Consider the following 22,820-nt stretch of genomic DNA (forward strand, 5'->3'; position numbering starts at 1 on the left):
ATCGAAGGCGCCACGCACGGTGGCGAATTGCGCAAAGGGCTACCACTTCGCGCTGCGAGCTGAATCGTTTCAACAGTGGTTGCCTCGTGAAAGTGGGTCCGAGCTTCAGTGCGGGTCAAGAGTCACATCCTTCGTGCTCTGCCACGTGACGCGCCGATCGCCGCACTCACTCGTACGCTTCGAGCTCCATGATCCTGCTGTACCCGTGGTCATTGGTGTCGTGAACGATGATTCGCACTGCGCTCGCCGTCGTTGCCGCGAACGTCGACTCGACGACGCCCGCCGTGTTGCCCCGCACCTCCGCCGCCGTCTGCCAGACCCCATCGACCTGCAGCTGAACCTCGTAGTCACGCAGGCCCCAGCTGGCCGCCGGGTACTGCCGGCTGTCCAGCGTGAAGACCTTTACCCGCCCGAGCCGCACCGGACGCTCCCACGTGGCGGTGAGCGAATCGGGGAACTCGCCGGCCGTGCCGTCGTTCCAGCCGCCCGCACCGTTGTTCCACTGTTCGGAGTCGGTGTTCCCGTTGTTCGCCAGCGACGGCGAGGAACTCGCGTGCGTGCTCGACGCGGACATCGTGGCGACCCGCACCCAGTTGTCGGTCGCCAGCAGGGCCACCGTCAGGGACTCGCCGCCCACCTCGAAGGTCAGCGTGCCGTCCGGCGCGCCGCGATCCCGCACGACCGTCACCGGGACCTCGAGCGAACCGCCGGCGGGCACGGTCGCCTGCTCGGACTGCACCGTCACCCGATAGCCCTGGCTGGCGCTCACCGCCGGCCGGACGACCGAGTCGGCGTCGTGATGTTCTGCAAGGTGAACACCACCGAGGCCGGCTCCGCGGGCAGCGTGAGCACGTCGTGCGCGGAGGCACCCGCCACCACGACCGGGGGCAGGACCGAATCCGGATCCACCATGGCGAGCGCGTTCAGGTGCCAGTACTCGCCGGGGATGCCGGACAGGCGGAGGTCCACCGTCTTGCCGGACGGCCCGCCGTCGAGTGTGAAGGTCAACCAATCGAACTCGTTGCCCGCGAGCACCCGGCTGCGGGCCAGCTCAACCCCGTTGACGCTGACGATGGTCGGCTGTGAGCGGACGACATCGCCGACGAGCAGGTACGTCGGATACGAGCCCGGCGGGACGGCGATGCGCAGGGTGCGGGTGGGGACGTCGGCGCAGAAGTCGCGCCGCAACGCGTCGAGGGCCGATCCGCGGTCGCGCTGCTGAGGTGGGATGCCCACCCAGCCGAAGCCGCGCTGCGCGTCCCAGGCTGTCTCCGGGCTCAACCCGGCGTAGCCGGGCAGCAGTGGGCTGGACTTGGAGCCGGCGTCGAGGGCGCGTACGCACCTCCGGCCGACCGGCGCCACGACCAGGGACGTGTTAGTACCTCCGAGGACGGGCAGACCACCCGCCTGCACGTCGGCGCTGACGGAGACGATCGCCCCGACCATGGGTGGGATCACCGGCAAATCGACCACCTCGAACTGCCGGGACTCGATCGCCCTGGTCGCCGCTTGGGCTGTCCAGCCGGCGGGGGTGCTCACCCGCGCCGTGACCTCGAGCGGGCCCGGCGATGCATTGCCGATCTCCACCGGAAGGCGGTTCGGCCACCCGCCCAGAACCAGCTCCGCGCCGGGATCGGCGAGCTTGACCTGCACCCACGAACGGCGTTCGTCGAGCAACCGGCTCAGCCGGAAGAAGTAGGCGACGATGGTGTCCCGCCACAGCGTGGCATGGGCGATCTGCGCGACGAAACGCTCCGCCACCTCCGCGTGCCGCCGGCTGCCCACCCATGGTTCGACGCCGTCCCACGCGCGGTGTTCGCCAGCGGCTGCCGCGAGCCCCTCGAAGTGGGTGTCGTAGATGTGTTGGGCCACGGTCTTGCCCGAGTGCAGCCGGTGGGCGTACGGCACGCGGTGCATGAACAGCAGCAACTCGTCGGGCACGGACTCGAGGGACTCGTAGATCTGGTTCCACGGCTCGCGGTAGAGGCCGGTGAACCCGGTGCCGGTCGCGACCGTCCGGTCAAACCCCACAGAAGTACCGTCGGCGATCTGCGCGCTCGCCGGGTCGGGGTTGTAGTGGTCGCCGTTGCCGGCGACCAGGTTCCCGATGCCCAGCGGCGACGTGTAGTCCTCGAACGTCGCCCACGACCCGAACAGCATCGCGGTCAGCGGCTTGACCAACTGCGGGTGCGAGCCGAACGTCATCCGGATCCACTCGTCGGTGATCTGTTCCGCGGAGAGGCTGGGATCCCAGGCGAGGCGCCCATAGCCGTACGCGTTTGCGCCCGCGAGGTGGTGGCCCGTCCAGTTCCGGTCGTCGCCGAAGTTGGAGACGCCGGCCAGCCCGCCGTGGACCGACCCGCCTACGACGCGCGCCACCGTCGTCCCCGCCCCCTTGGCGTACGTGTCGAAGGTCAGGACGCTCTTCCACCACGGCACGAGGTAGCACAGGTGGGTGGCGTGGCCGGTGTGCTCCTGGGTGACCTGCAGCTCAAGGGTCATGTTGGTGCGGGGCATGGCCCCGAAGAGCGGGTGCACGGGCTCGCGGACGTGGAAGTCGACCGGGCCGTACTTCGCCTGCACCACGGCGTTGTCTGCGAAGCGGCCGTCCAGGGGGAGGAAGGTGCGGTAGGCGTCGGTGGAGACGTCGCCGTCGCTCAGGTCGTACACGAACGCCCGCCAGATGACCAAGCCGCCGTGCGGTGCGACGGCTTCGGCTATCACGTTGGCGCCGTCCGCGTGCGTGCGGCCGTACTCGGCCGGACCCGGCTGCCCCTCGGAGTTGGCCTTCACGAGGAACCCGCCGAAGTCCGGGATCTTCCCGTACACCTCCGCGGCCTTGTCGCGCCACCAGGCCTTGACGCGGGGCTCGAGCGGGTCGGCGGTCGGCAGCCGGTCGAGGACGATCGGGCTGGCGAAGTTGGCCGAGAGCATCAGGGTCACGCCCCACGGCCGCATTGCGTCGGCCACTGCGGCCACCTCGTCCAGCATTTTCGCCGTCAGGAACTGCGGGTTCGCGTTGACGTTGTTGACCACCGTCCGGTTGATTCCCAGCGACGCCAGATACCGCGCATAGTCGCCGACCAGCGGTGACAGGCCGGGCACGGACCACTGGAAGATCGACCCGCCGGAGTACCCGCGCTCGACGGTGTCGTTGATGTTGTCCCAGTGACTGAGCAGCCGCAGTGGGTTCGTCGGCCGGTCCCGGACGTCCAGCCGCTCGACCGGCTGCTCGGTCTGCAGCAGCCGCAGAAGGTGGAATGCGCCGTAGAGCACGCCGCGGTCTCCCGTGCTCGCCACCACCACGATGTCCTTGCCGCCGCCGCGGACCCGACGCAGCACGAAGCCCTCCGGACCGAACTCGTCAAGCTCCCCGGCGGGCAGCAGATCGCGTACCAGGGCGGAGCTGCTCGGGGTGCCCAGCACCACGGCACCCCGCTCGGACGGCTGGTCCGCGGTCGGGATGTCGCGGTCCAGCAGTCCGCTGAGGCCCCGCGTCAGCTCCGCCGCCGCGGATTGCAGCACTGGCGACTTGCCCTGCCGTACGACGTGCGTGAACGCCAGGGTGTATTCCGTACGTCGGCCCGGGTTTCCCACCGGCCGATACCGCAACCAAAGCTCGTACCCGTCCTCGGCCGGATCGAGCTGGGGCAGTTTCGCCGCCGGCTGGGCTTGCGCCGCCAGCGCCTGCGAGGGCAGCAGCCACGCGCCGGCCACGGCGCCGGCGCCTGCCGTCAACAGCTGTCGCCTGGTCAGTCCCGACATCGCCTCTCCTCGTCTAGGTCCTTCCTCAAGGCCGTCGTCGGGCGCTCTGACGCGGCTGGATGCGATGGGCAGGCGTTGAGCCGGCGACCGGTCGTCCTCATCACTCGGCCCGCTGCAGGACGAGCGCCACCAGCCGCCAGTAGCCGTCCCGCTGGGAGCCGATTAGTTCCAGGTCGGCGGTCCGGCCGTCCGCGCCGCCGTCCAGCCGGAACGTGAACCAGCGGAACTGCCCCTGCGGGATGATCTCCGCGCCGGAGGAGCCGAGATCCTGGGAGTTCTCGCGGATCGTCGTCGTTCCCGAAGGCGCGAACGCATCGCCCGTCAGCACGTGCACCTGGTGTACGCCGGGCGGCACCGCGACCCGTAGCACGTACGGTGCGTCCCGTCCGAGCGTGAGGTCGCGCCGGAGATCGTCGAGGAGATTGCGGTCGCGGAAGTCAGGCGTCCGGCCGACCCAGCCGTATCCGCGGGCCGGGTCCCAGGCGTCGTCGGGTGCCAGGCGCTGGTACGTGGCCAGTACGGGGCTCGCCGAACTGCCGGCGTCCAGCGCGAGTGGTACCGCGTCGCCGGGTGGCACCGCGACCACGGACAGGGACCGCTCGCCGTCTCCTACCTCTGCCTCGGAGGTCACCCGGACGCGTATGGTCGCGATCGTGGGGACCAGTGGCGGCGTGACCGTGACCCGCACGGTCTCCTCCGTGCCGGCGGGCAGCACACAGGACAGCGGTTCGGTGGCCCAACCATCCGGCACGTCGATCTCGATCGTGACCGGAACGGGCTCGTTGCCGGTGTTGGCCACCGACACGGCGACCTCTGCCGGCCGGCCACCCAGCCAGGCCAGTTCGGCCTCGACGTCGGTCAGCACGGCCGGGGGCAGGACCGAGGCGGGATCGACGATGACGAGCGCACACAGATGCCAGAACTGGTCGGGAACGCTGTCGAACGTCAGGTCGACAGTGCGACCGCTCGCGCCGCCGTCCAGCGGGAACCGGACCCAGGCGAACGACCCGCCGGGGAGTTGCCGGCTCTCGGCCACCCGCTGTCCGTCGGCAGCGATGAAGGTCGGGTAGGAGTCGGGCCCGCCGTCCCCGACGAGGACTGCGACGTCGTGCCGCCCGGCCGGGATCGCGATCCTGAGCGTACGGGCCGGGTAGTCGCCGCAGAAGTCGCGCCGCAGCGCGTCCCACGCTCCTCCCCGGTCACGATCCTGGGGAGCGCCCCCGACCCAGCCAAACCCACGCTTCGGATCCCACGCGGTTGCCGGCGTCAGCCGCTGGTAGTCGCGGACAAGCGGGCTGCTGGACGAGCCGGCGTCGAGCGCAAGCAGGCATCGCCTGGCCGCCGGAGTCACCACGAAGAGCTTGCCCGTGTTGCCGAGCGTTTCCAGTGCGGTGGGCTCGACGGCGAGGTCCAGGGTGAGGAGGTCCGGGGTGAGGGGCGGCTGCACCGGCAGCTTCAGCGTCGCGAAGTCGGTGGACGGGACGACCCGCTCGCCGGACGACGCTTTCCAGTCGTCGCCTGGAACCACCACGGTTGAGCGGACGGTGAGGTGTTGGCCGGTCGCGTTGCCGATCTCGACGGGCAACCGGTTGGGCCACCCGCCGAAGAGCACGGCCGACGCTCCGCTGAGATCCGCCTGCAGCCAGCCGCGGCGCTCGTCGAGGATCCTGCTGTAGCTGAAGAAGAACGACACGACGGTATCGCGCCAGAGCCTCGCATGTGCCATCTGGTCGTCGAACGTCTTCCGTACGTCGGCGTGTCGCTGCGGGTCGACGTAGGGGGCGATCCGCAGCCAGGTATCCCGCTGCCTGAGGGCTCGACGGAGACCATCGAAGTGGCTGTCGTAGATGTGCTGAATCACCGTCCTGCCGGACTGCAGCTTGTGCGTGTACGGAACCTTGTGCATGAAGAGCAGGAGTTCGTCCGGGACCGAGGCCAGCGACTCGTAGGTGTCGGCCCAGTGTTTGTGGTAGAGGGCGGTGTACCCGGTGCCGGTCGCCGTCGTCCGGTCGAAGCCGGTGCCGGTCGCGTCGGTGTAGTGGGACAGGTTGAGCGTCGACCGGGGGTCCGGATCGAAGTGCGCGCCCAGCGGGTAGGTGAGATAGCCGATGCCGAGCGGCGACGTGTATTCCTCGTACGTGCGCCACGACCCGAGCAGCATGTCGGTGAGAGCCGCGACCAGGGGCGGGTACGTCCCGAAGGTCATCCGCACCCACTCCCGCGCGATCTCCTTCGCGTCGAGCCGCGGGTTCCAGGCGAGTCGGGCGTAGCCGTGGGTATTGGCGGCCCCCAGTTGATAGCCGGTCCAGTCCCGGTCGTCACCGAAGTTCACCACCCCGGCGAAGCCGACGTTCGTCTGGCCGTACGCGCTGCCGTCGACGATCCGGGCCACGGTGCTGCCGGGCCCCTGCATGCGGGTGTCGAAGTCGAGGACCTCCTTCCACTGCGGAACCAGGTAACACAGATGAGTGGCGTGGCCCGTGTACTCCTGGGTGATCTGCAGCTCGATCATCTGGTTCGTCTTCGGTAGCGCACCGAACAGCGGATTCACCGGTTCTCGGACCTGGAAGTCGATCGGCCCGTTCTTGGTCTGGACCGCGACGTTGTCGGCGAAGTCGCCGTCCAGCGGTGCGAAGACCCGGTGCTGGTACTCGGCCCAGTCGCCGAACCCCTCGTGGACGAACGACCGCCAGATGATGATGCCGCGGTGTGGCGCAACGAGGCCGGCGAGCATGTTGGCGCCTTCGGCGTGGGTGCGTCCGTAGTCCAGCGGGCCGGGCTGACCTTCGGAGTTGGCCTTGACCAGGAACCCGCCGAAGTCGGGTATCGCGTCGTAGATCTCGGCCACCTTGGCCCGCCACCATGCCTGGACGCGGGCGTCAGCGGGGTCGGCGGTCCTGATCGGGTCAGCGTCGTCCGCCGTGAAGATGATGGGGCTCGCGTAGTTGGCGGAGAGGTAGAAGGTGATGCCCCACTCGCGGAGCAGCCCGGCCAGGGCTGCCAGGCCCGGAAGGCGGTTCGAGGCCAGGAACCGCGCGTCCGCGTTGACGTTGTTGACGACCGTGCCGTTGATCCCGACCGAGGCGAGCGCTCGCGCGTAGTCGGTGTAGCGCGGATCCAGCGTCGGGAGCCCGTCCCAGTTGAAGATCGAGCGGCCGGCGTACCCGCGCTCCACCGACCGGTTCAGGTTGTCCCAGTGGTTGATCAGGCGTAGCGGGCTCGCTGGGCGATCCCGCACGTCCAGCCGGCCGATCGGCTGCTCGGTCTGGAGCAGCCGCAAGAGATGGAAGGCTCCGTACAGAACGCCACGCTCGCCGGCGCTGGCCACGACGGTGACATCCTCGCCGCCCAGGCCGATCCGCCGCAGCACATATCCCTCAGGGCCCAGCTCGGCCAGCTCATCGGCGGGTATCGCGGACCGGATCAGCGGCGAGCTCTCCGGCGTACCCAGCACGACGGTCCCCGGCCGGGTTGGTGCGGATGTTGCCGGGACGCTCCGGGCCAGCAGCCCCGCCAGGCCGCGAACCAGCTCCGATTCCGCAGCCCGCAGCACCGGTGTTTCGCCCTGGCGGACGATCTGAGTGAACGCCCGCTCGTACTCGAGTCGGCGTTCACGATGAGCGACGGGCTGATACCGCAGCCATAACCGATAGCCGTCCTCGAGTGGCAACTGGTCCTCGACGGGGCTGGCGTAGGCGGGTCTCGTCTGCGCCTCCGCGGCCAACAGGTAGGCGCTGAGGACGCCTCCGCCGCCGGCCTTCAACAGCGCCCGACGCGATATGCCCGGCATGCGGCCCTCCTTCAGCAGGTGCTGGCAGGGGAGAGGAAGAGCTACTGCAAGCAGTCTGAAACCGTTTGCGATGTTCAGACCACATCAGACGCGTGGCAGAGGGTCAATGTGTTTCGTAGCTGAAACTTGTTTCAGTCGTCGTCGATACGCCGCGGCGCGGGCGGCCGGATAGCACGTGGCCGGTGCCACCGCACTCTTGGCCGTCAGGCGGGGTGCGGAGTGGCAGCCGCGCCCTCGGGGCTGGGCCGGCGGTGCCGCGGCCGCCGGCCGATCGTCCGGTCGCTCGAATCCCGTACGACCAGTTCCGGATCGAAGACAACCTGCCGGTGCTGGTGGCTGCTGTCCTCGGTCGCCTCCTCGATGAGCAACTCCGCGGCGGTCCGTCCAAGCAGATGCCGGGGCTGGCGAACCGAGGTGAGTGGCACTGCGGCGGCGGCGGCGAAGTCGATGTCGTCGTAGCCGACGATCGCCACGTCGTGCGGAATCCGCACGCCGCGGCGGGTCATCTCCTGAAGTACGCCGAGAGCGAGCAGGTCGTTGGCGCAGAACACCGCGGTCGGTCTGGGCATCGCCCCGGCGAGGCGGGCGGCGGCGTCCCGGCCGGCGGCGACGTTGAGGGCGCTGGTTTCGACGATGTGCAGCTCGCCCGGGTCCCGGCCGGCGGCCCGCATCGCCTGGAGGGCGCCCTGTTGCCGCTCCTGTACCTGGCGGATCGTGAAGGGTCCGCCGACGAACGCGAGGTGCTTGTGCCCCTGCGCGAGCAGGTGTCTCACCGCGAGTTCGCCGCCGAGGACGTCGTTGACGGCGACGGAGCATTGCGTGTCGTCGGTCGCCCGGCGGTCGAGCAGCACGATGGGAGTGCCGCGCTCGCGTAGATGCTCCAACCGGTGAGTGGTCGTGGTCACGGGGGTGATCAGGATTCCCTGCACCCGCTGCTCTTCGAGCAGGTCCAGGTAGCGGGACTCCTTGGCGGGGTCGTCGTCGCTGTTGCAGAGGATGACCGCGAGACCCGCGTCGTTGGCGCTGTCTTCCACACCGCGTGCGACGTCGGTGAAGAACGGGTTGGCGACGTCGAGGACGACAAGCCCTATCGTGCGGCTGTGACCGGCGCGCAGGTGTCGGGCGGACTCGTTGCGGACGAAACCGAGATCGCGGATCGCGTCGAGCACCCGCCGGCGGGTGACGTCGGCGACGATGTCGGGACGGTTGAGGACGTTGGAGACCGTGCCGACGGAGACGCCGGCCATGCTCGCGACGTCACGGATGCTCACTGGCGGTCGGTTCACGTCGTCCTCGTCTCGTCGGCGCCTGCCGTTGCCGGGCCGACCCTTGGCGTTGATTCAAATGTGCTGATCAAGTGACGCCCCCGTTTCGAGTCGATGTCAGAGCGATGACGTTGTGACTCTTGACACGTGCCGGAGGTCGGCTCTAGCTTCACAGCGTAGCGGTCGTTGAAACGATTCACCACCACTCCACATCGTTGGTTGGAGCCCGCCGAATGAGCCCTTCAGTGGATACCGCCCAGGCTCCCGTGCTGGAGGTCTCCGGCCTCACCGTCGAGTTTCCGGGGGTGCGCGCGCTCGACGGAGTCGACCTCGACATCCGCGCCGGCGAAGTGCATGCCCTGGTCGGGGAGAACGGCGCCGGCAAGTCGACCCTGTTGAAGGTCCTCGGCGGGGTCTACACACCCAGCGCCGGCACCGTGCGGCTACGCGGCGAGGTGTACGCGCCGCGACGGCCCAGTGATGCGCACGCCCACGGCATCGCCGTGATCTACCAGGAGTTCACCCTCTTCCCCGATCTCACGGTCGCGGAGAACGTTTACGCGGGACGCGAGCCGCACTCCCGCTGGTCCCGCGGGATCCGGTACGGCCAGATGCGTGCCGGCTGCCGGGAACTGTTCGGCATCCTCGGGGTCAACATCGACCCCGATGCCCGGGTCGCCGATCTCAGCGTCTCCGAGCAGCAGCTCGTCGAAATCGCCAAGGCACTCGGCGCCGACGGTCAGGTCATCGTCATGGACGAACCGACCGCAGCACTGTCCAAGGAGGAAGTCGAGCGGCTGCTCGATGTGGTCCGCCGTCTCCGCGACGAGGGCCGCTCGGTGGTCTACGTGAGCCACCGGCTGGAGGAAGTGTTCGCCGTTGCCGACCGAGCGACGATCCTTCGCGACGGGCGCCTCGTCCGCACCCTCGCCATCGCGGCCACCGACGAGGACAAGCTGGTCCGACTCATGGTCGGGCGGGACATCGATTCGGTCTTCCACCGTGAGGCGGTGGCGGAGGGAAGGGTCGTCCTGCGCCTCGACAGCGTGAGCGCCGGCCGGCACCTGCGCGATGTCAGCCTCGACGTACGGGCGGGGGAGGTCGTCGGCATCGGGGGCGTGGCGGGTGCCGGTCAGGCCGAGCTCACGCAGGCGGTCTTCGGCGCGCTGCCGCTCCGCGCGGGGCACATGGAACTCGACGGTCAGCGCTTCGCTCCGTCGACCCCGGCGGATGCGCTGGCGGCGGGTGTCGGCTTCCTCCATGAGGACCGCAAGCATGCGGGCATCCTGCCCGACCTGTCGGTGCGCCAGAACCTCACGGTGACGGTGCTGGACCGGCTCCGCCACGGGTTTGCCCGCCTACTCTCCCGACAGGCGGAGGAGCGCACCTACACCGAGTACGGCAGCCGGCTGCGAGTGCGCGCGACCGGGCCCGAGCAGCTCATCAGCGAGCTCTCCGGTGGCAACCAGCAAAAGGTACTGCTGGCCCGGGCCCTCGCGCCGGGCGGGCGGGTCCTCGTCCTCAACGAGCCCACCCGCGGCGTGGACATCGGCGCCAAGGCCGAGATCCACGCGCTCATCAACGAGCTCACCGCCGCGGGTGCGGCGGTCATCATGGTCAGCAGCGACCTGCCGGAGCTGCTCGGTACGAGCGACCGTGTCGTGGTGCTCTCCAGAGGACGCGTCGTGGGGGTGCTCGAGGGCCAGGACCGCACCGAGGAAAATGTCGTCGCCTGCGCGACCACGGGTCGCCGGATCGGAGTGGCCGCATGACCACCGCCGCCCCCGAGCGGGCCGTCCGCGCGGCCGATCCGCGGGCCCGCCTCAGCCGGGCGATCGAGAATGCACCGCTGGCGGTGCCGCTCGTGCTCATCGCTGTCGTCCTCACCGTGGCGACTGACCGGTTCCTCAGCGTCGACAACCTCACCAACGTGGTGGTCGCCGCCGGGATCGTTGCGATTCCCGGGTTGGCGATGACGCTGTGCATCGCGATGGGAGAGTTCGACCTGTCCGTCGGCTCGACGGTGTCGCTGACCGGCGCGGTCACGTGCACCTGGATCGTGGGCGGCCACCCCGCGGGCCTGGCCATGGTGGTCGGCCTGCTCGTCGGCGCGGCGGTGGGACTGCTCAACGGCCTCGTCGTGACGAAGCTCGGCGTGACCCCGTTCATCGCGACCCTGGCGACGCTGGTCATCGTCCGTGGTGTCTCCCTCGCCTACACCGGCGGCCGGGACGCCATCGTCAGCTCGTCCACCCTGAAGTTCCTCGCCGCCGGACGTGTCTTCGGCGTACCGATGCCGGTGGTACTCACCGCGGTGACGGCGCTCGCCGCATGGTGGGTGGTCAACCGCACCCGCTTCGGACGGTGGGTGTGCGCGATCGGCTCGAACCGGGAGGCCGCGCGCATGTCCGGCCTGCCCGTCGACCGGATACGGACCACCGTCTACGTGATCGTCGGCGTCGCCGGGGGCATCTGGGGCCTGCTCATCTCGAGCCAGTTGCAGAAGGGTTCGGGGCAGCTCGGCCTCGGATTCGAACTCGACGCGATCACGATCGTGGTGATCGGCGGCACCAGCCTGCTCGGCGGACGCGCGTCGGTCGTCGGCACGCTGCTCGGGGCGGTGCTCATCGAGACGATTCGCAACGGTCTCAACCTGCTCAACACCCCACCCGCCTACCAGCGCATCAGCATCGGCCTGCTGCTCGTCGTCGCCCTGACGATCCAGGCCCTGCGCCGCAACGCCCCCGCGGAGGCCCTCGATGACGTCTGACACCGCCCTGCCGCCGGCTCCCGGCGCCCAGGCCCCCGCCCCGACCACCGAGACCCAGCGCCGTTGGGCCCGGCAGCACAGCATCGGCACGCTCTGGGAGACCTGGGGGATCACCGCGGTCCTCGTCGTTCTGCTGGCCGCCTCGCCGCTGCTGTCGTCGGACTTCCTGACCGTCGCCAACCTCCAATCGGTGCTGCGTGAAAGCGCCTACCTGGGGATCGTCGCCGCGGCGATGACGCTCGCGGTGATGAACGGCACCTTCGACCTGTCGGTCGGTGGTCAGCTTGCGCTCGTCTCGGTGACGACCCTGATGGGCTACGCGGCTGGCGGCACCGGGCTCGCCGCCCTGGTCGCGGTGCTCACCGGGATGGTCTGTGGAGCGGTGAACGGCGCGCTGGTGACGGCCATGCGGGTGCCGCCGTTCGTTGCCACACTCGGCATGCTCTTCGTCTTCCGCGGCGTCGCGTACGTCCTCACCCAGGACGGCCCAAAGACGTTGCCCTACAGCGAGATCGGGTCGCCCTTCGTGAAGATCGGCGGGCTCAACATCGCCGGTATCCCGTTGCCGTTTCTCATCATGTTGGCCTGCTACGGCGCGGTCTGGGTGCTGTTGCGTCGCACCGCCACCGGGCGCCGGATCGTGGCGTTCGGCTCCTCGCCGGAGGCCGCACGGTTCTGCGGCATCTCCGTGCATCGCATCCGCATGCTCATCTTCGTCGTCATCGGAGTCAGTGTCGGCATCGCAGCACTGACCTACATCAGTCGGGTATGGACCGCCGACGGCTCCGCGCAGGACGGGTTCGAGCTACGCGTCATCGCGGCGGTCGTCCTCGGCGGCACCAGCCTCAAGGGCGGCAAGGGCACACTGATCGGCACGTTTTCCGCGGTGCTGCTGGTCGGCGTCCTCAACGATCTGCTGGTCAGTCGCGGTGTCGACGCCTCCTATCAGCGGGTCGTGCTCGGCTGCGTGCTCATCACCGCACTCGCCATCGACGGGCTCCGGACGCGGTTCGCCGCGCCCGGATCGTTCGCCCGAATGCTGCCCCGCCGGCGCCGGGAGGCACCGGCTCCCTGACCACGTCTCCCGTCCCTGTCCACATCAGAAGAGAACGCGCTACCAGCAGTTGAAACGTCTCAGCTTTCACCGCCCGCTGCGGGGACGCAAGCGGGAACCTTCAAAGGAGGAACCGTGCGCACCACCCTCTCCACTCTGGCCCTCGCCGGGGTGCTCGCCCTTGGGCTGAGCGCGTGTTCGGACTCAACGACCGCCGAGGGCGGCAAGCCCTCCGGCAAAGCCAGCGGCGATGTCACCGTCGGCTTCTCCGTCTACGACATGCAGTACGAGTTCTTCCAGAAGATGGAGAAGGGCACTCGCGAAGCCGTCGAGGCAAAGGGCTGGAAGTTCAAGCTCCACGACGAGAAGAGCGACGAGAACGAGATGGTGACCGGCGCCCAGGCGCTGCTCGACCAGGGCGTAGACGTCCTCATCATCAGCCCGTTCAAGCCCGACGCGCTCGGCCCGATCGTCGCCAAGGCCAAGCAGAAGAAGATTCCGGTCATCATCGACGACATCGGCGGGGGTGGCACCCCGTACGACGCCATCGTGATCTCCGACAACGCGGACGGCGGTAAGCAGGCCGCGGACTACATGGCCCAGCAGGTCGCGGCCAACGGCGCCAAGAGCAAGAAGGTCGTCTCGATCACCTGCGAGCCCTCCGCGGTGTACGCGGCCCGGCGTAACCAGGCGTTCGACCAGCAGATCAAGGACAAGGGCTTCCAGGTCGTCACCGAGCTCTCCGGCAACTCCAAGGCGGAAGAGGCGTACAAGATCATGAAGGACGCCCTCGCCAAGGACCCGGACGTCGCGGGCGTCTTCGCCTGCAACGACCCGATGGGCGTCGCCGCCGCCAACGCGATCAAGGACGCGGGCAAGGATCCCGTCAAGGGCATCGTGACCGTCGGCTTCAACGCCGACCCCGAGGCGATCACCGCGATCGGCAAGGGCGGGCTGTCGGCCACCATCGCGCAGGACCCCGCGGGCATGGGCGCGAAGACCGTGGAACTCGCGGCGCAGGCCATCAACGGCGGAAAGCTGACATACGACGACGAGAGCAACCGCGAGGTGTTCCAGAAGGTCACGCTCGTGACCAAGGACAACGTCGCCCAGTTCGCGGGCTGAGCCAGCGCCGTCCCGGGGCCGGACCCACCCGCTCCGGGACGGCACCCAAACGAGCGCGCATTCGATCTCGCCCTGCTGCTCAACCGCCCCCAGACCCTGATGGCGCTGCTGGCGCGCCGCCCCGGTCGCCGGGTGATCCCCTCCCTCCTCTTCTCGCCCCCGAGGTAGGTGCCCCATGAGCACGCCCATCTCCCGCAAGAACTTTCTCCGCCTGGCGGGCGCGAGCGTCGGCGCCCTCGCCGTCGACGGCGTGGTCGGCAGCCCGGCCGCCGCACAGACCCCGACCGAACGGGCCCCGGAGCCCGGCGTCGAGTTCGTCGCCTACTACTTCCCTCAGTGGCACGCCGATCCCCGCAACGAGCAGTGGTTCGGGCCGGGGTGGAGCGAGTGGGAGGTGCTCAAGTCGGCCCGCCCCCGCTTCGACGGCCACGACCAACCGAAGCGGCCCCTCTGGGGCTACACCGACGAAAGCGACCCCGAGCAGATGGCTCGGCGCATCGACGCCGCCTCCAGCCACGGCCTCAACGCCTTCATCTTCGACTGGTACTGGTACGACGGACCCTTCCTCAACGGTGCCCTGGACCGTGGCTTCCTCAAGGCCGACAACGCGGACGACCTCAAGTTCGCGCTCATGTGGGCCAACCACGACTGGTGGGACCTGTACCCGGCCAAGCGCCGCACCCTGTACGACACCCTGATGCCCGGGGCGACCGATCGCGCGGCGTTCGAGCGCGCCACGGATCACGTCATCGCCAACTACATGCGCCACCCGCGCTACTGGCGCGTCGGCGGTAAGGCCTACTTCTCGATCTACGACATCGGAACCCTGCAGAACGGGCTCGGCGGACGCCCCGCAACCCGCGCAGCGCTCGATGACCTGCGGGCCCGAGCGGCTCGCGCCGGCGTCGGAGAACTGCACCTGAACGTCGTCGTCAACCAGTGGCTGCCAGACATCAATGCGATGGTGGCGGAGCTTGGCTTCGACAGCGTCACCCATTACACCTGGATTCACCACGAGTACGATCTGCTCACCCAGATCGCCACGCCGTACGACACCGTCCGCGAATCCGCCGCGCGCAGTTGGGAGCGGTTCGACGGCGACTTCGAGGCGCCGTACTTCCCGGTGGTGAGCATGGGCTGGGACCCCAGCCCCCGGACGGCCCAGTCCGACGTGTACGAGCACATCGGCTACCCCTTCACACCGGTCTTCACCAAGAACACCCCGAATGAATTCCGGGAGGCGTTGCGGGCTGGGCGCGAATTCGTGTCCAAGCCGGAGCATGAGCTGAAGATCGTGGCGATCAACGCCTGGAACGAGTGGACGGAGGGCAGCTACCTCGAGCCCGACGTCGAGCACGGAATGGCGTATCTCGACGCACTTCGTGCGGTCGCCCGCGCACCGAGGGCCCGATGAGCGCCCGCACCAGAGCCCGGCATGCCCTCGCCCGTACGAGGAAGCTTGGCGTCGCGGCCGCGCTCGGGCTGTCACTGGCCGCGGTCGCGACCTCCGCAGCCGCCTCGCCCGGCACGGCCGCCGACGGCTCCACGATGAGCACGACGGTGATCAACGGCGATGCGCATGGCGGAACCATTCGCTTCGACGTGAACGGGAATGCGATCGACGCGCACGACGGGGAGATTCAGCGGTTCGGCAGCCGCTACTACCTCTACGGCACCAGCTACGGCTGCGGCTACGTGCGGCTCGAGCGCCCCGCCACCCCGTGGTGCGGCTACCGGGTCTACTCCTCGCCGGACCTCGCCCACTGGACCGACGAAGGCCCGCTCTTCGACGCCACCACGGCCGCCTGGCAGACGCGGTGCAACAGCTCGACGCTGTCCTGCTACCGCCCGCACGTCGCATACAACGCTGCCAGCCGAAAGTACGTCCTGTGGGTCAACACGTACGAGGTGCCTGTGCACTTCCACGTGCTGACCAGCGACTCTCCGAACGGGCCCTTTCAGGAACAGCGGGACCTGCCGAAGCTGGCGCTCAACGGCGGCGGCGACATGGACCTGTTCGTCGACGACGACGGGTCGGCCTATCTGGCGTACACGCTCACCGGCGCCGGCTACGACATCGCCGTCGAGCGGCTGGACGAGACCTACACGACCGGGAGCGGCGCGTACACGAGGCTCGAAGTCCGCAACACCGAGGCACCGTCGCTGTTCCGACGCGCCGAGACCTACTACCTGACGCTCTCCGATCCGAACTGCGCGTACTGCTCCGGCACCGGCGCCTCGTACCTCACCGCTCCGTCGCCGCTCGGCCCGTGGACCGGAGCGATGCGCGGTGACGCACCGATCATCGACGGGCAGCTGAAGCTGGCCAATCTCGGCACGGTGAGCAAGCCCGGCCTCGACTGGACCGACTACACCCTCGACTTGTCCGTCACGCCACTGCAGACCGGCGGCGGCGGAGCGTACGCCCAGGCCGGGTGGTTCTTCCGCGCCCAGGACACCCGCAACGGCTACGCCTGGCTCATCGGCAACTACCCGCACTCGGGAGCGACCGGCGGCAACCTCACCAAGGTCGTCTACGTCAACGGACAGCCGGCCAAGGTCACCGTGCTCAAGCTGCCGTTCCCGATCGTCGGGGGCCAGCGCTACCAGGTGCGCACCGAGGTGCTCGGCTCGACCTTCCGCACCTGGGTGGATGGAGTTCTCGTGGACACAACCACGGACTCCACCTACGCCACCGGCCGGGTAGGGCTGCGTGAGACGACCGGCGAGAGCGGCCTGTTCGACAACGTCAGCGTTGCCGCTGCCGACGGCACCCTCCTGTTCCAGGAGGCCTTCGCCGGCGACACCGCGCAATGGATCGGGTTGGAGCCGCGCAAGCGCGGCTTCCCGATCAGCGAGGACTCCTGCGGCGGACAGCCGGCCGATGTCGCTGTCCTTCCCGCACCGGGTGGTCGCAGGTACCTCTTCCAATCAGACCGTTGGAACAATGGCGACCAGAACGAGGCGCTCGCCACGCACTACTGGGAACCGCTGCGGTTCCGCGCCGACGGCTCGATCGAGCCCCTGACCTGCGGCGCGGCGTACAATCTGACGCTCGCGGGACTCAAGCAGGGCAATGACCGCAGCCCGGCCGACCTCGACCAGAGCACCGGCTCAGCCGGCTTCCGCGCCTTCTGCGACACCAAGGGCGCGCTCCGGCGGGCGCAGACCTTCATCGCCGGCCGCTCCGGTGTGCTCAGCCGCGTCGCCTACACCTCGTTCCAGGACAACCACCCGAACGGCCCGCTGACGGTGTCGATCACGACGATGCGCCCGGACGGCACCCGCGGCGGCGTGCTCTGGACCGGTGCCCGCGAGGTTGGCGACCTGAGCTGGGCTCCCGCGGAGGTGGCCGTGGAGCCCGACATCGCGGTCACGGCCGGAACGTCGTACGCCGTGGTGGTCAGCGCCCCGACGGTTACGAGGGGCTGCTACGGGATGGCGTACGCGCCCGACGACCCGTACGCCGGCGGCGCCGCTCTGGTCAGTACGGACGGCGGCACGTCGTGGCGGGTCGAGCAGGGTCGGGACCTCAAGCTCGAGACCTCGGTGCGGGCCGGATCGGCCACCGAAGCCGTGTCGGCGGCCGCGCCATGACCCCCCGGTGCGGGCGTATCAGGGCTCCTCGAACGCCCGAAGCAGGCAACCACCTGATGGAAGGAACGGTGGGATGACGCACGACCTGACAGGTGGCCAGGCGGCGCAGCTCGGTGGGGCGCCCATGTCGCGCAAGCGTTTCCTGCAGCTGACCGGCGCTGCGACGACGGCGGCGTTCGCGGGAGGCGGCGGTCTTCTGCAGCCGGACGCGGCGGTCGCAGCCGGGCCGCAGGCGAGGCCGGAGGTGGCTGCCTTCTATTTCCCGCAGTGGCACGTCGACCCACTCAACGAGTACTGGTTCGGCCGCGGGTGGAGCGAGTGGGAGCTGGTCAAGCGGGCGCAGCCGCGCTACGCCGGGCACCAGCAGCCGAAGGTGCCGGCCTGGGGCATGCAGGACGAGGCGCAGCCGTCGGTGATGGCCAGGAAGATCGACGCGGCTGCCGATCACGGCGTGGACGCGTTCATGTTCGACTGGTACTGGTACACCACCGGCACCGGCAGCTGGGGGCCCTACCTGCACCGGTGTCTCGAGGAAGGCTTGCTGCGCGCGCCGAACGTCAGCCGGATCAAGTTTGCCCTGATGTGGGCCAACCACGACTGGAACAACCTCTTTCCGGTGCACCGGGCGAACCCCGTCAACACATTGAAGGTCGGCAACACCACCCTGTTCGGGGCCCAGGTCCCGGCGTCCTTCGACGCGCTCACGACGTACGTCGTCGAGAAATACATGACGCATCCGTCGTACTGGCGGGTCGGTGGCGGCGCCTACTTCTCCATCTACCAGATCGAGAAGTTCCTCGACGGATTCGGTCGCGACGTCGGCGCCGCCCGCGCCGCCCTCGACGCGTTCCGCGCGAAGGCCAGGGCGGCCGGTGTCGGCGAACTGCACCTCAACTGCATGACCGTCGACTGCGAGCCGTTCGTGCCCGACAGCCACCCGCGGTCGATGGCCAACCGCAACAAGCTGGTCGCCCAGCTGGGCATGGACAGTCACACCACGTACGTCTGGATCCACCACTCGCCGTTCACCCGGTTCCCGGAGACGGCGTACCCGGAGATGCGCGCCCACGCGGCGACGGTGTGGGACACCCTGACCCGCGGCCTGGACCGCCCGTACTTCCCCAACGTGACGATGGGGTGGGACTCCTCGCCGCGGACGGTGCAGAGCGACGTCTGGGAGAACCTCGGCTATCCGTGGACGCCGGTCCTCGGCGGCAACACTCCCCAGGAGTTCGAGACGGCGCTCCGGTCGCGCGGGACTTCGCCCTCGCCAACGCCAGTCCACCGATCGTCACCGTCAACGCCTGGAACGAGTGGACCGAGGGCAGCTATCTCGAGCCCGACGAGCAGCACGGCAACGGGTATCTGAACGCGATCCGGCGGGTCTTCGCCGTACGGAAGGGGGCCTGAGATGAAGCTGTTCCGAGGCGCACCCGTCCTGCTCGCCGCCGGCGCCACCGGGCTGCTGCTTGTTCTCCCGGCCGCGGCCCGGCAGGTGCACGAGGCGATGGCGGCCGGCGCCCAGCAGGCGGCCGTCCAGGCCGAGGCGTCGACCGCCCCGTCGAGCTACTGGCTCAGTGACCTCGACTGGGTCTCCGCGACTGGCTCGTGGGGCCCGGTCGAGCGCGACATGTCCAACGGGGAGAACGGCGCCGGCGACGGTAGCCCGATCACGCTGGACGGCAAGGTCTACCAGAAGGGCCTGGGGCTCGTCCCGAGCTCCAAGATCGGGTACGACCTCGACGGTCGGTGTAGCAGGTTCCGGGCTGTCGTCGGCGTCGATGACGAGGTGGACCAGCGCGGCAACGGCGGCAGCGTGGTTTTCCAGGTCGTCGCCGACGGCAAGAAGGTCTTCGACAGCGGAGTCCGGTACGGCGTCCAGTGGAGCCCGACCGTCCTGTCCACCACGACGGGTTCGCTCGAGGTCGATCTCGACGTCACCGGGGTGGAGACGCTCGAGCTGGTCACGACGCCGTGGCTGGACGGCTTCAGCAATGACCACGCCGACTGGGCCGACGCCCGCGTGGGTTGTGGGGAGCGACCGTGAGCCGCCAGCGCCTACTTCTGCTGAGCGTGGCGGCCGCCTTGGCGATCGTGGTCGCCACGCCACCCGCTGCGGCCCAGTCGCCGCAACCGGTGACGACCGTGGTGAACGGCGACGCGGCCGGGTCGACCATCCGGTTCGCCACGGACGGGGACGCGGTCGACGCGCACGACGGTGAGATCCGCCGCTTCGGCGACCGCTACTACCTCTACGGCACCCGCTACGGGTGCGGTTACGAGTGGCAGCGCCCCGGCGCGCCGTTCTGCGGTTTCGCCTCCTACAGTTCGACCGATCTGGTGCAATGGCGCGACGAGGGTCTTCTCTTCGACGCCTCGACCACCCAGTGGCAGCAGCGCTGCAACGGCAACACCTACGGCTGCTACCGCCCGCATGTGGCCTTCAACGAGGCGACCGGGAAGTACGTCCTCTGGGTCAACTCCTACGACATCGGCGTCGGTTACCACGTCTTCACCAGTGATCTACCGACCGGCCCGTTCATCGAGCAGCCGTTCCCGCGCCTCGTCGTGACCGACGGCATCCCGCCCGGTCTGAACAACGGCGACCACGATCTGTTCGTCGACGGCGACGGCACCGCCTACCTCGTCTTCACCGATTGGCGCCGGGGCGGCGACATCGTGGTCGAGAAGCTCGATCCGACCTACCGCACGGGCACGGGCGAATACACCCGGCTGGGCCTGACCCGGGTCGAGGCGCCGTCGATGTTCGAACGTGACGGGCGCTATTACCTCACCCTGTCCGACCCGAACTGCGGCTACTGCACCACCGGCACCTCCTACTTCACCGCGCCGACGCCGCTCGGCCCGTGGACCGGCGCCCCCGCCCAGGACAGCTGGCAGGTCGACGGCGATGCCCTGCGGGTCGATGGCGGCGGTATCGGTCTGTCCAAGGCGGGCGCGCAATGGACCGACTACGACCTCACGTTCACCACGACACCGCTGCAGACCGCCTCGCAGGGCGGCCACTCGTACGCCCAGGCCGGCTGGGTCTTCCGGGCGTCCGATCCGGGCAGCGGCTATTCCTGGCTGCTCGGCAACTACCCGCACGCGGGGGCCACCGGCGGCAACCTCACCAAGATCGTGTGGCGGGGCGGCGGCATCGCGAGCGTGGCGACGGTCAAGACCCCGATGGCCATCGAGGGCGGGCGATCTTACGCCGTGCGCACCCAGGTGAGCGGCAACACGATCCGCACCTGGGTAGACGGGGTACTGATCGACGAGACGACCGACAGCACATACCGCACGGGACGGATCGGCTTCCGCGAGAGCGGGGGCTCGGACCACGAGAGCGCCCGCTTCGACGACGTCAAGGTCACCGCGCCGGACGGCACCGTCCTGTTCGCCGACGACTTCTCCGGCGACCTCGCGGCCTGGGACCGGCCCACCCTGCCGCCCGTTGGCAACAAGATCAGCAACGACTCGTGCGGTGGCCAGCCCGCTGACGTCGCGGCGCTGCCCGCCCGACAGGGCAAGGTCTACCTGTACCAGAGCGACCTGTGGGCGAACGGTGCGCCGAACGAGGCGCTGGCCCGGCACCACTGGGAGCCGCTGCGCTTCCGGGCCGACGGGTCGATCGAACCGATCACCTGCGGCCGCAGGTACGACCTGCCGCTCGCCGGGCTACGCGACACCGCCGGCCCGGCGCTGCCCGCCGGCACCGACGTGACGACCGGTGACCTCGGCTTCCGAGCGTTCTGCGACGTGACCGGGCGGATCCAGCGGGCACAGACCTTCACCGCGGGACGGGATGGACGGCTTCAGCGCGTCTCGTACACGACGTTCCGGGCCGGTCATCCCGACGGGCCGTTGGTTCTCGAGGTCTCCCGGCTCGGCACGGACCGACGGCCGGGCGAGCCGCTCACACGGCGGGAGGTGCCAGCCGCCGGGGTGAGCTGGTCGCCGTCCAGGGTCGCCGTCGAGGTCGGCCTCGACGTGGCGGCGGGGGACCGGTTCGCGCTCGTCGTCCGCTCGGCCGCCAGCCGCGGTTGCTACGGCATGGCCTACAACGACGCCGACCCCTACCCGACGGGCGGCGGGGGCCTCTACAGCAATGACGGTGGCACCACCTGGCGCGAGGAGACCGGCCGCGACCTGCGCATCGATACGACGGTGGTGGCCGCCCCGTGATCGGGCGATGGGCGGGAGACGGCAATGACTGACTGACACACCGATCGCGACAAGTGAGCCCACGACGGAGAGTAATGGACCAGGAGCACGACTGATGACTGACACAGCAACGGCAAAGGCCGCCCTGAGGGCGCAGCGGATCGAGACACCGTCGTGGGCCTACGGCAACTCCGGTACCCGCTTCAAGGTATTCGCGCAGGAAGGGGTGCCGCGTAACGCGTACGAGAAGGTCGACGACGCCGCGACCGTGCACCGCTTCACCGGCGTGGCGCCCAGCATCGCCCTGCACATCCCGTGGGATCGCGTCGACGACTACGCCGAGCTTGCCAAGCACGCGGGCGATGCCGGGATCCGGATCGGCGCGATCAACCCGAACGTCTTCCAGGAGGACGACTACCGACTCGGCAGCGTCTGCAACCCCGACCCGATCGTCCGCCGAAAGGCGCTGGAGCACCTGCTGGAGTGCGTGGAGGTCGGCGCTGCCGCCGGCTCGACGATCCTCAGCCTGTGGTTCGCCGACGGCACGAACTACCCCGGGCAGGACAGCATCCGGGCCCGTCAGGACCGCCTGGCCGAGGCGCTCGAGGCGACGTACGCCGCGATGCCCGCGGGGATGCGGATGCTGCTGGAGTACAAGCTCTTCGAGCCATCGTTCTACACGATGGACGTCCCCGACTGGGGAACGTCGTATGCGCATTGCCTGCAGCTCGGGGACCGGGCCCAGGTGCTCGTCGACACCGGCCACCACGCGCCGGGCACCAACATCGAGTTCATCGTGGCGCTGCTGCTGCGCGCCGGCCGGCTCGGCGGCTTCCACTTCAACAGCCGCTTCTACGCCGACGATGACCTCATGGTCGGCGCCGCGGACCCGTTCCAGCTGTTCCGGATCATGCACGAGATCGTGCAGGCCGGTGCTCTGGACCCCGCCGCGGACGTGGCGTTCATGCTCGACCAGTGCCACAACATCGAGCCGAAGATCCCCGCGATGATCCGGTCGGTGCTCAACGTGCAGGAGGCCACCGCGAAGGCGCTGCTGGTCGACTCCGACGCGCTGCGGGCCGCCCAGGACAGCGGTGACGTGCTCGACGCCAACGCCGTGCTGATGGACGCGTTCAACACCGACGTCCGGCCGATCCTCGCAGAGCTGCGCGAGGAGATGGGCATCGACCCCGACCCGATCGCCGCCTACCGCCGGTCCGGTCACCATGAGCGGCTCGTCGCCGAGCGGCAGGGCGGCTCGCAGGCGGGCTGGGGCGCCTGACAGTC

14 protein-coding genes and 1 pseudogene are annotated in these 22,820 nt (G+C 69.3%); 11 read left to right on the top strand and 4 right to left on the bottom strand.

The annotated features are described in order from the left end of the window. Nucleotides 1-166 precede the first annotated feature (166 nt). The 4 genes from JNW87_RS00135 to JNW87_RS00150 all read right to left on the bottom strand — a co-directional run bounded on the left by JNW87_RS00135 (nt 167) and on the right by JNW87_RS00150 (nt 8,841). Entirely contained in the window at nt 167-769 is a 603-nt protein-coding gene (locus JNW87_RS00135) for a hypothetical protein (RefSeq protein WP_238452669.1), read from the bottom strand. Further along, nucleotides 766-3,765, bottom strand: a complete 3,000-nt coding sequence (locus JNW87_RS00140) for an alpha-glucuronidase family glycosyl hydrolase (RefSeq protein ID WP_238452670.1) — start codon at nt 3,763-3,765, stop codon at nt 766-768. The genes JNW87_RS00135 and JNW87_RS00140 overlap by 4 nt, the downstream gene beginning before the upstream one ends. Before the next feature lie 100 nt (nt 3,766-3,865). Beyond that, the gene (locus tag JNW87_RS00145; protein WP_109802233.1) at nt 3,866-7,555 is read right to left on the bottom strand and encodes an alpha-glucuronidase family glycosyl hydrolase; all 3,690 of its coding nucleotides are present in this window, start codon (nt 7,553-7,555) and stop codon (nt 3,866-3,868) included. 203 nt (nt 7,556-7,758) lie between these two features. Next, nucleotides 7,759-8,841: a LacI family DNA-binding transcriptional regulator gene (locus tag JNW87_RS00150; RefSeq protein ID WP_236647935.1), complete on the bottom strand. Its 1,083-nt coding sequence runs from the start codon at nt 8,839-8,841 to the stop codon at nt 7,759-7,761. 224 nt (nt 8,842-9,065) lie between these two features. Between JNW87_RS00150 and JNW87_RS00155 the strand changes: the two genes are divergently transcribed. From JNW87_RS00155 to rhaI, 11 genes and pseudogenes are all read left to right on the top strand, one after another. After that, nucleotides 9,066-10,592 (top strand): sugar ABC transporter ATP-binding protein, encoded by a 1,527-nt coding sequence (locus JNW87_RS00155; RefSeq protein ID WP_238452671.1) that lies wholly within the window; start codon nt 9,066-9,068, stop codon nt 10,590-10,592. Then, entirely contained in the window at nt 10,589-11,590 is a 1,002-nt protein-coding gene (locus JNW87_RS00160; protein WP_109802231.1) for an ABC transporter permease, read from the top strand. The genes JNW87_RS00155 and JNW87_RS00160 overlap by 4 nt, the downstream gene beginning before the upstream one ends. Then, nucleotides 11,580-12,665 carry an ABC transporter permease gene (locus JNW87_RS00165; protein WP_109802230.1) on the top strand — a complete coding sequence of 362 codons (1,086 nt, stop codon included), beginning with the start codon at nt 11,580-11,582 and terminating at the stop codon, nt 12,663-12,665. The genes JNW87_RS00160 and JNW87_RS00165 overlap by 11 nt, the downstream gene beginning before the upstream one ends. Nucleotides 12,666-12,779: 114 nt before the next feature. After that, entirely contained in the window at nt 12,780-13,769 is a 990-nt protein-coding gene (locus tag JNW87_RS00170) for a substrate-binding domain-containing protein (protein ID WP_109802229.1), read from the top strand. A gap of 175 nt (nt 13,770-13,944) precedes the next feature. Continuing rightward, nucleotides 13,945-15,183: a glycoside hydrolase family 99-like domain-containing protein gene (locus JNW87_RS00175; protein WP_109802228.1), complete on the top strand. Its 1,239-nt coding sequence runs from the start codon at nt 13,945-13,947 to the stop codon at nt 15,181-15,183. Beyond that, nucleotides 15,180-17,366, top strand: a complete 2,187-nt coding sequence (locus JNW87_RS00180; protein WP_109802227.1) for a family 43 glycosylhydrolase — start codon at nt 15,180-15,182, stop codon at nt 17,364-17,366. The genes JNW87_RS00175 and JNW87_RS00180 overlap by 4 nt, the downstream gene beginning before the upstream one ends. Nucleotides 17,367-17,490: 124 nt before the next feature. After that, nucleotides 17,491-18,519 (top strand): annotated as a pseudogene (locus tag JNW87_RS00185) (glycoside hydrolase family 99-like domain-containing protein); the annotation flags it as partial. Between the two features lie 41 nt (nt 18,520-18,560). Continuing rightward, a complete protein-coding gene (locus tag JNW87_RS41150) occupies nt 18,561-18,776 on the top strand; it encodes a glycoside hydrolase family 99-like domain-containing protein (protein ID WP_375373439.1) in 216 nt (71 codons plus the stop codon). Between the two features lies 1 nt (nt 18,777). Beyond that, on the top strand, nt 18,778-19,413 hold the full coding sequence (locus tag JNW87_RS00190) for an NPCBM/NEW2 domain-containing protein (RefSeq protein WP_109802225.1): 636 nt from the start codon (nt 18,778-18,780) through the stop codon (nt 19,411-19,413). Then, nucleotides 19,410-21,554: a family 43 glycosylhydrolase gene (locus JNW87_RS00195; RefSeq protein WP_238452673.1), complete on the top strand. Its 2,145-nt coding sequence runs from the start codon at nt 19,410-19,412 to the stop codon at nt 21,552-21,554. The genes JNW87_RS00190 and JNW87_RS00195 overlap by 4 nt, the downstream gene beginning before the upstream one ends. A 94-nt stretch (nt 21,555-21,648) precedes the next feature. Beyond that, nucleotides 21,649-22,815: an L-rhamnose isomerase gene (rhaI, locus tag JNW87_RS00200; RefSeq protein ID WP_109802224.1), complete on the top strand. Its 1,167-nt coding sequence runs from the start codon at nt 21,649-21,651 to the stop codon at nt 22,813-22,815. Nucleotides 22,816-22,820: the final 5 nt, after the last annotated feature.

The organism is Micromonospora sp. ATA51 (assembly GCF_016802855.1).
Classification (GTDB): Bacteria; Actinomycetota; Actinomycetes; order Mycobacteriales; family Micromonosporaceae; genus Micromonospora; species Micromonospora sicca.

Coding starts and splice junctions, on each gene's coding strand:
- JNW87_RS00140 (WP_238452670.1), bottom strand. CDS start 3,765: ATGTCGGGACTGACCAGGCGACAGCTGTTGACGGCAGGCGCCGGCGCC.
- JNW87_RS00145 (WP_109802233.1), bottom strand. CDS start 7,555: ATGCCGGGCATATCGCGTCGGGCGCTGTTGAAGGCCGGCGGCGGAGGC.
- JNW87_RS00160 (WP_109802231.1), top strand. CDS start 10,589: ATGACCACCGCCGCCCCCGAGCGGGCCGTCCGCGCGGCCGATCCGCGG.
- JNW87_RS00165 (WP_109802230.1), top strand. CDS start 11,580: ATGACGTCTGACACCGCCCTGCCGCCGGCTCCCGGCGCCCAGGCCCCC.
- JNW87_RS00175 (WP_109802228.1), top strand. CDS start 13,945: ATGAGCACGCCCATCTCCCGCAAGAACTTTCTCCGCCTGGCGGGCGCG.
- JNW87_RS00180 (WP_109802227.1), top strand. CDS start 15,180: ATGAGCGCCCGCACCAGAGCCCGGCATGCCCTCGCCCGTACGAGGAAG.
- JNW87_RS00190 (WP_109802225.1), top strand. CDS start 18,778: ATGAAGCTGTTCCGAGGCGCACCCGTCCTGCTCGCCGCCGGCGCCACC.
- rhaI (WP_109802224.1), top strand. CDS start 21,649: ATGACTGACACAGCAACGGCAAAGGCCGCCCTGAGGGCGCAGCGGATC.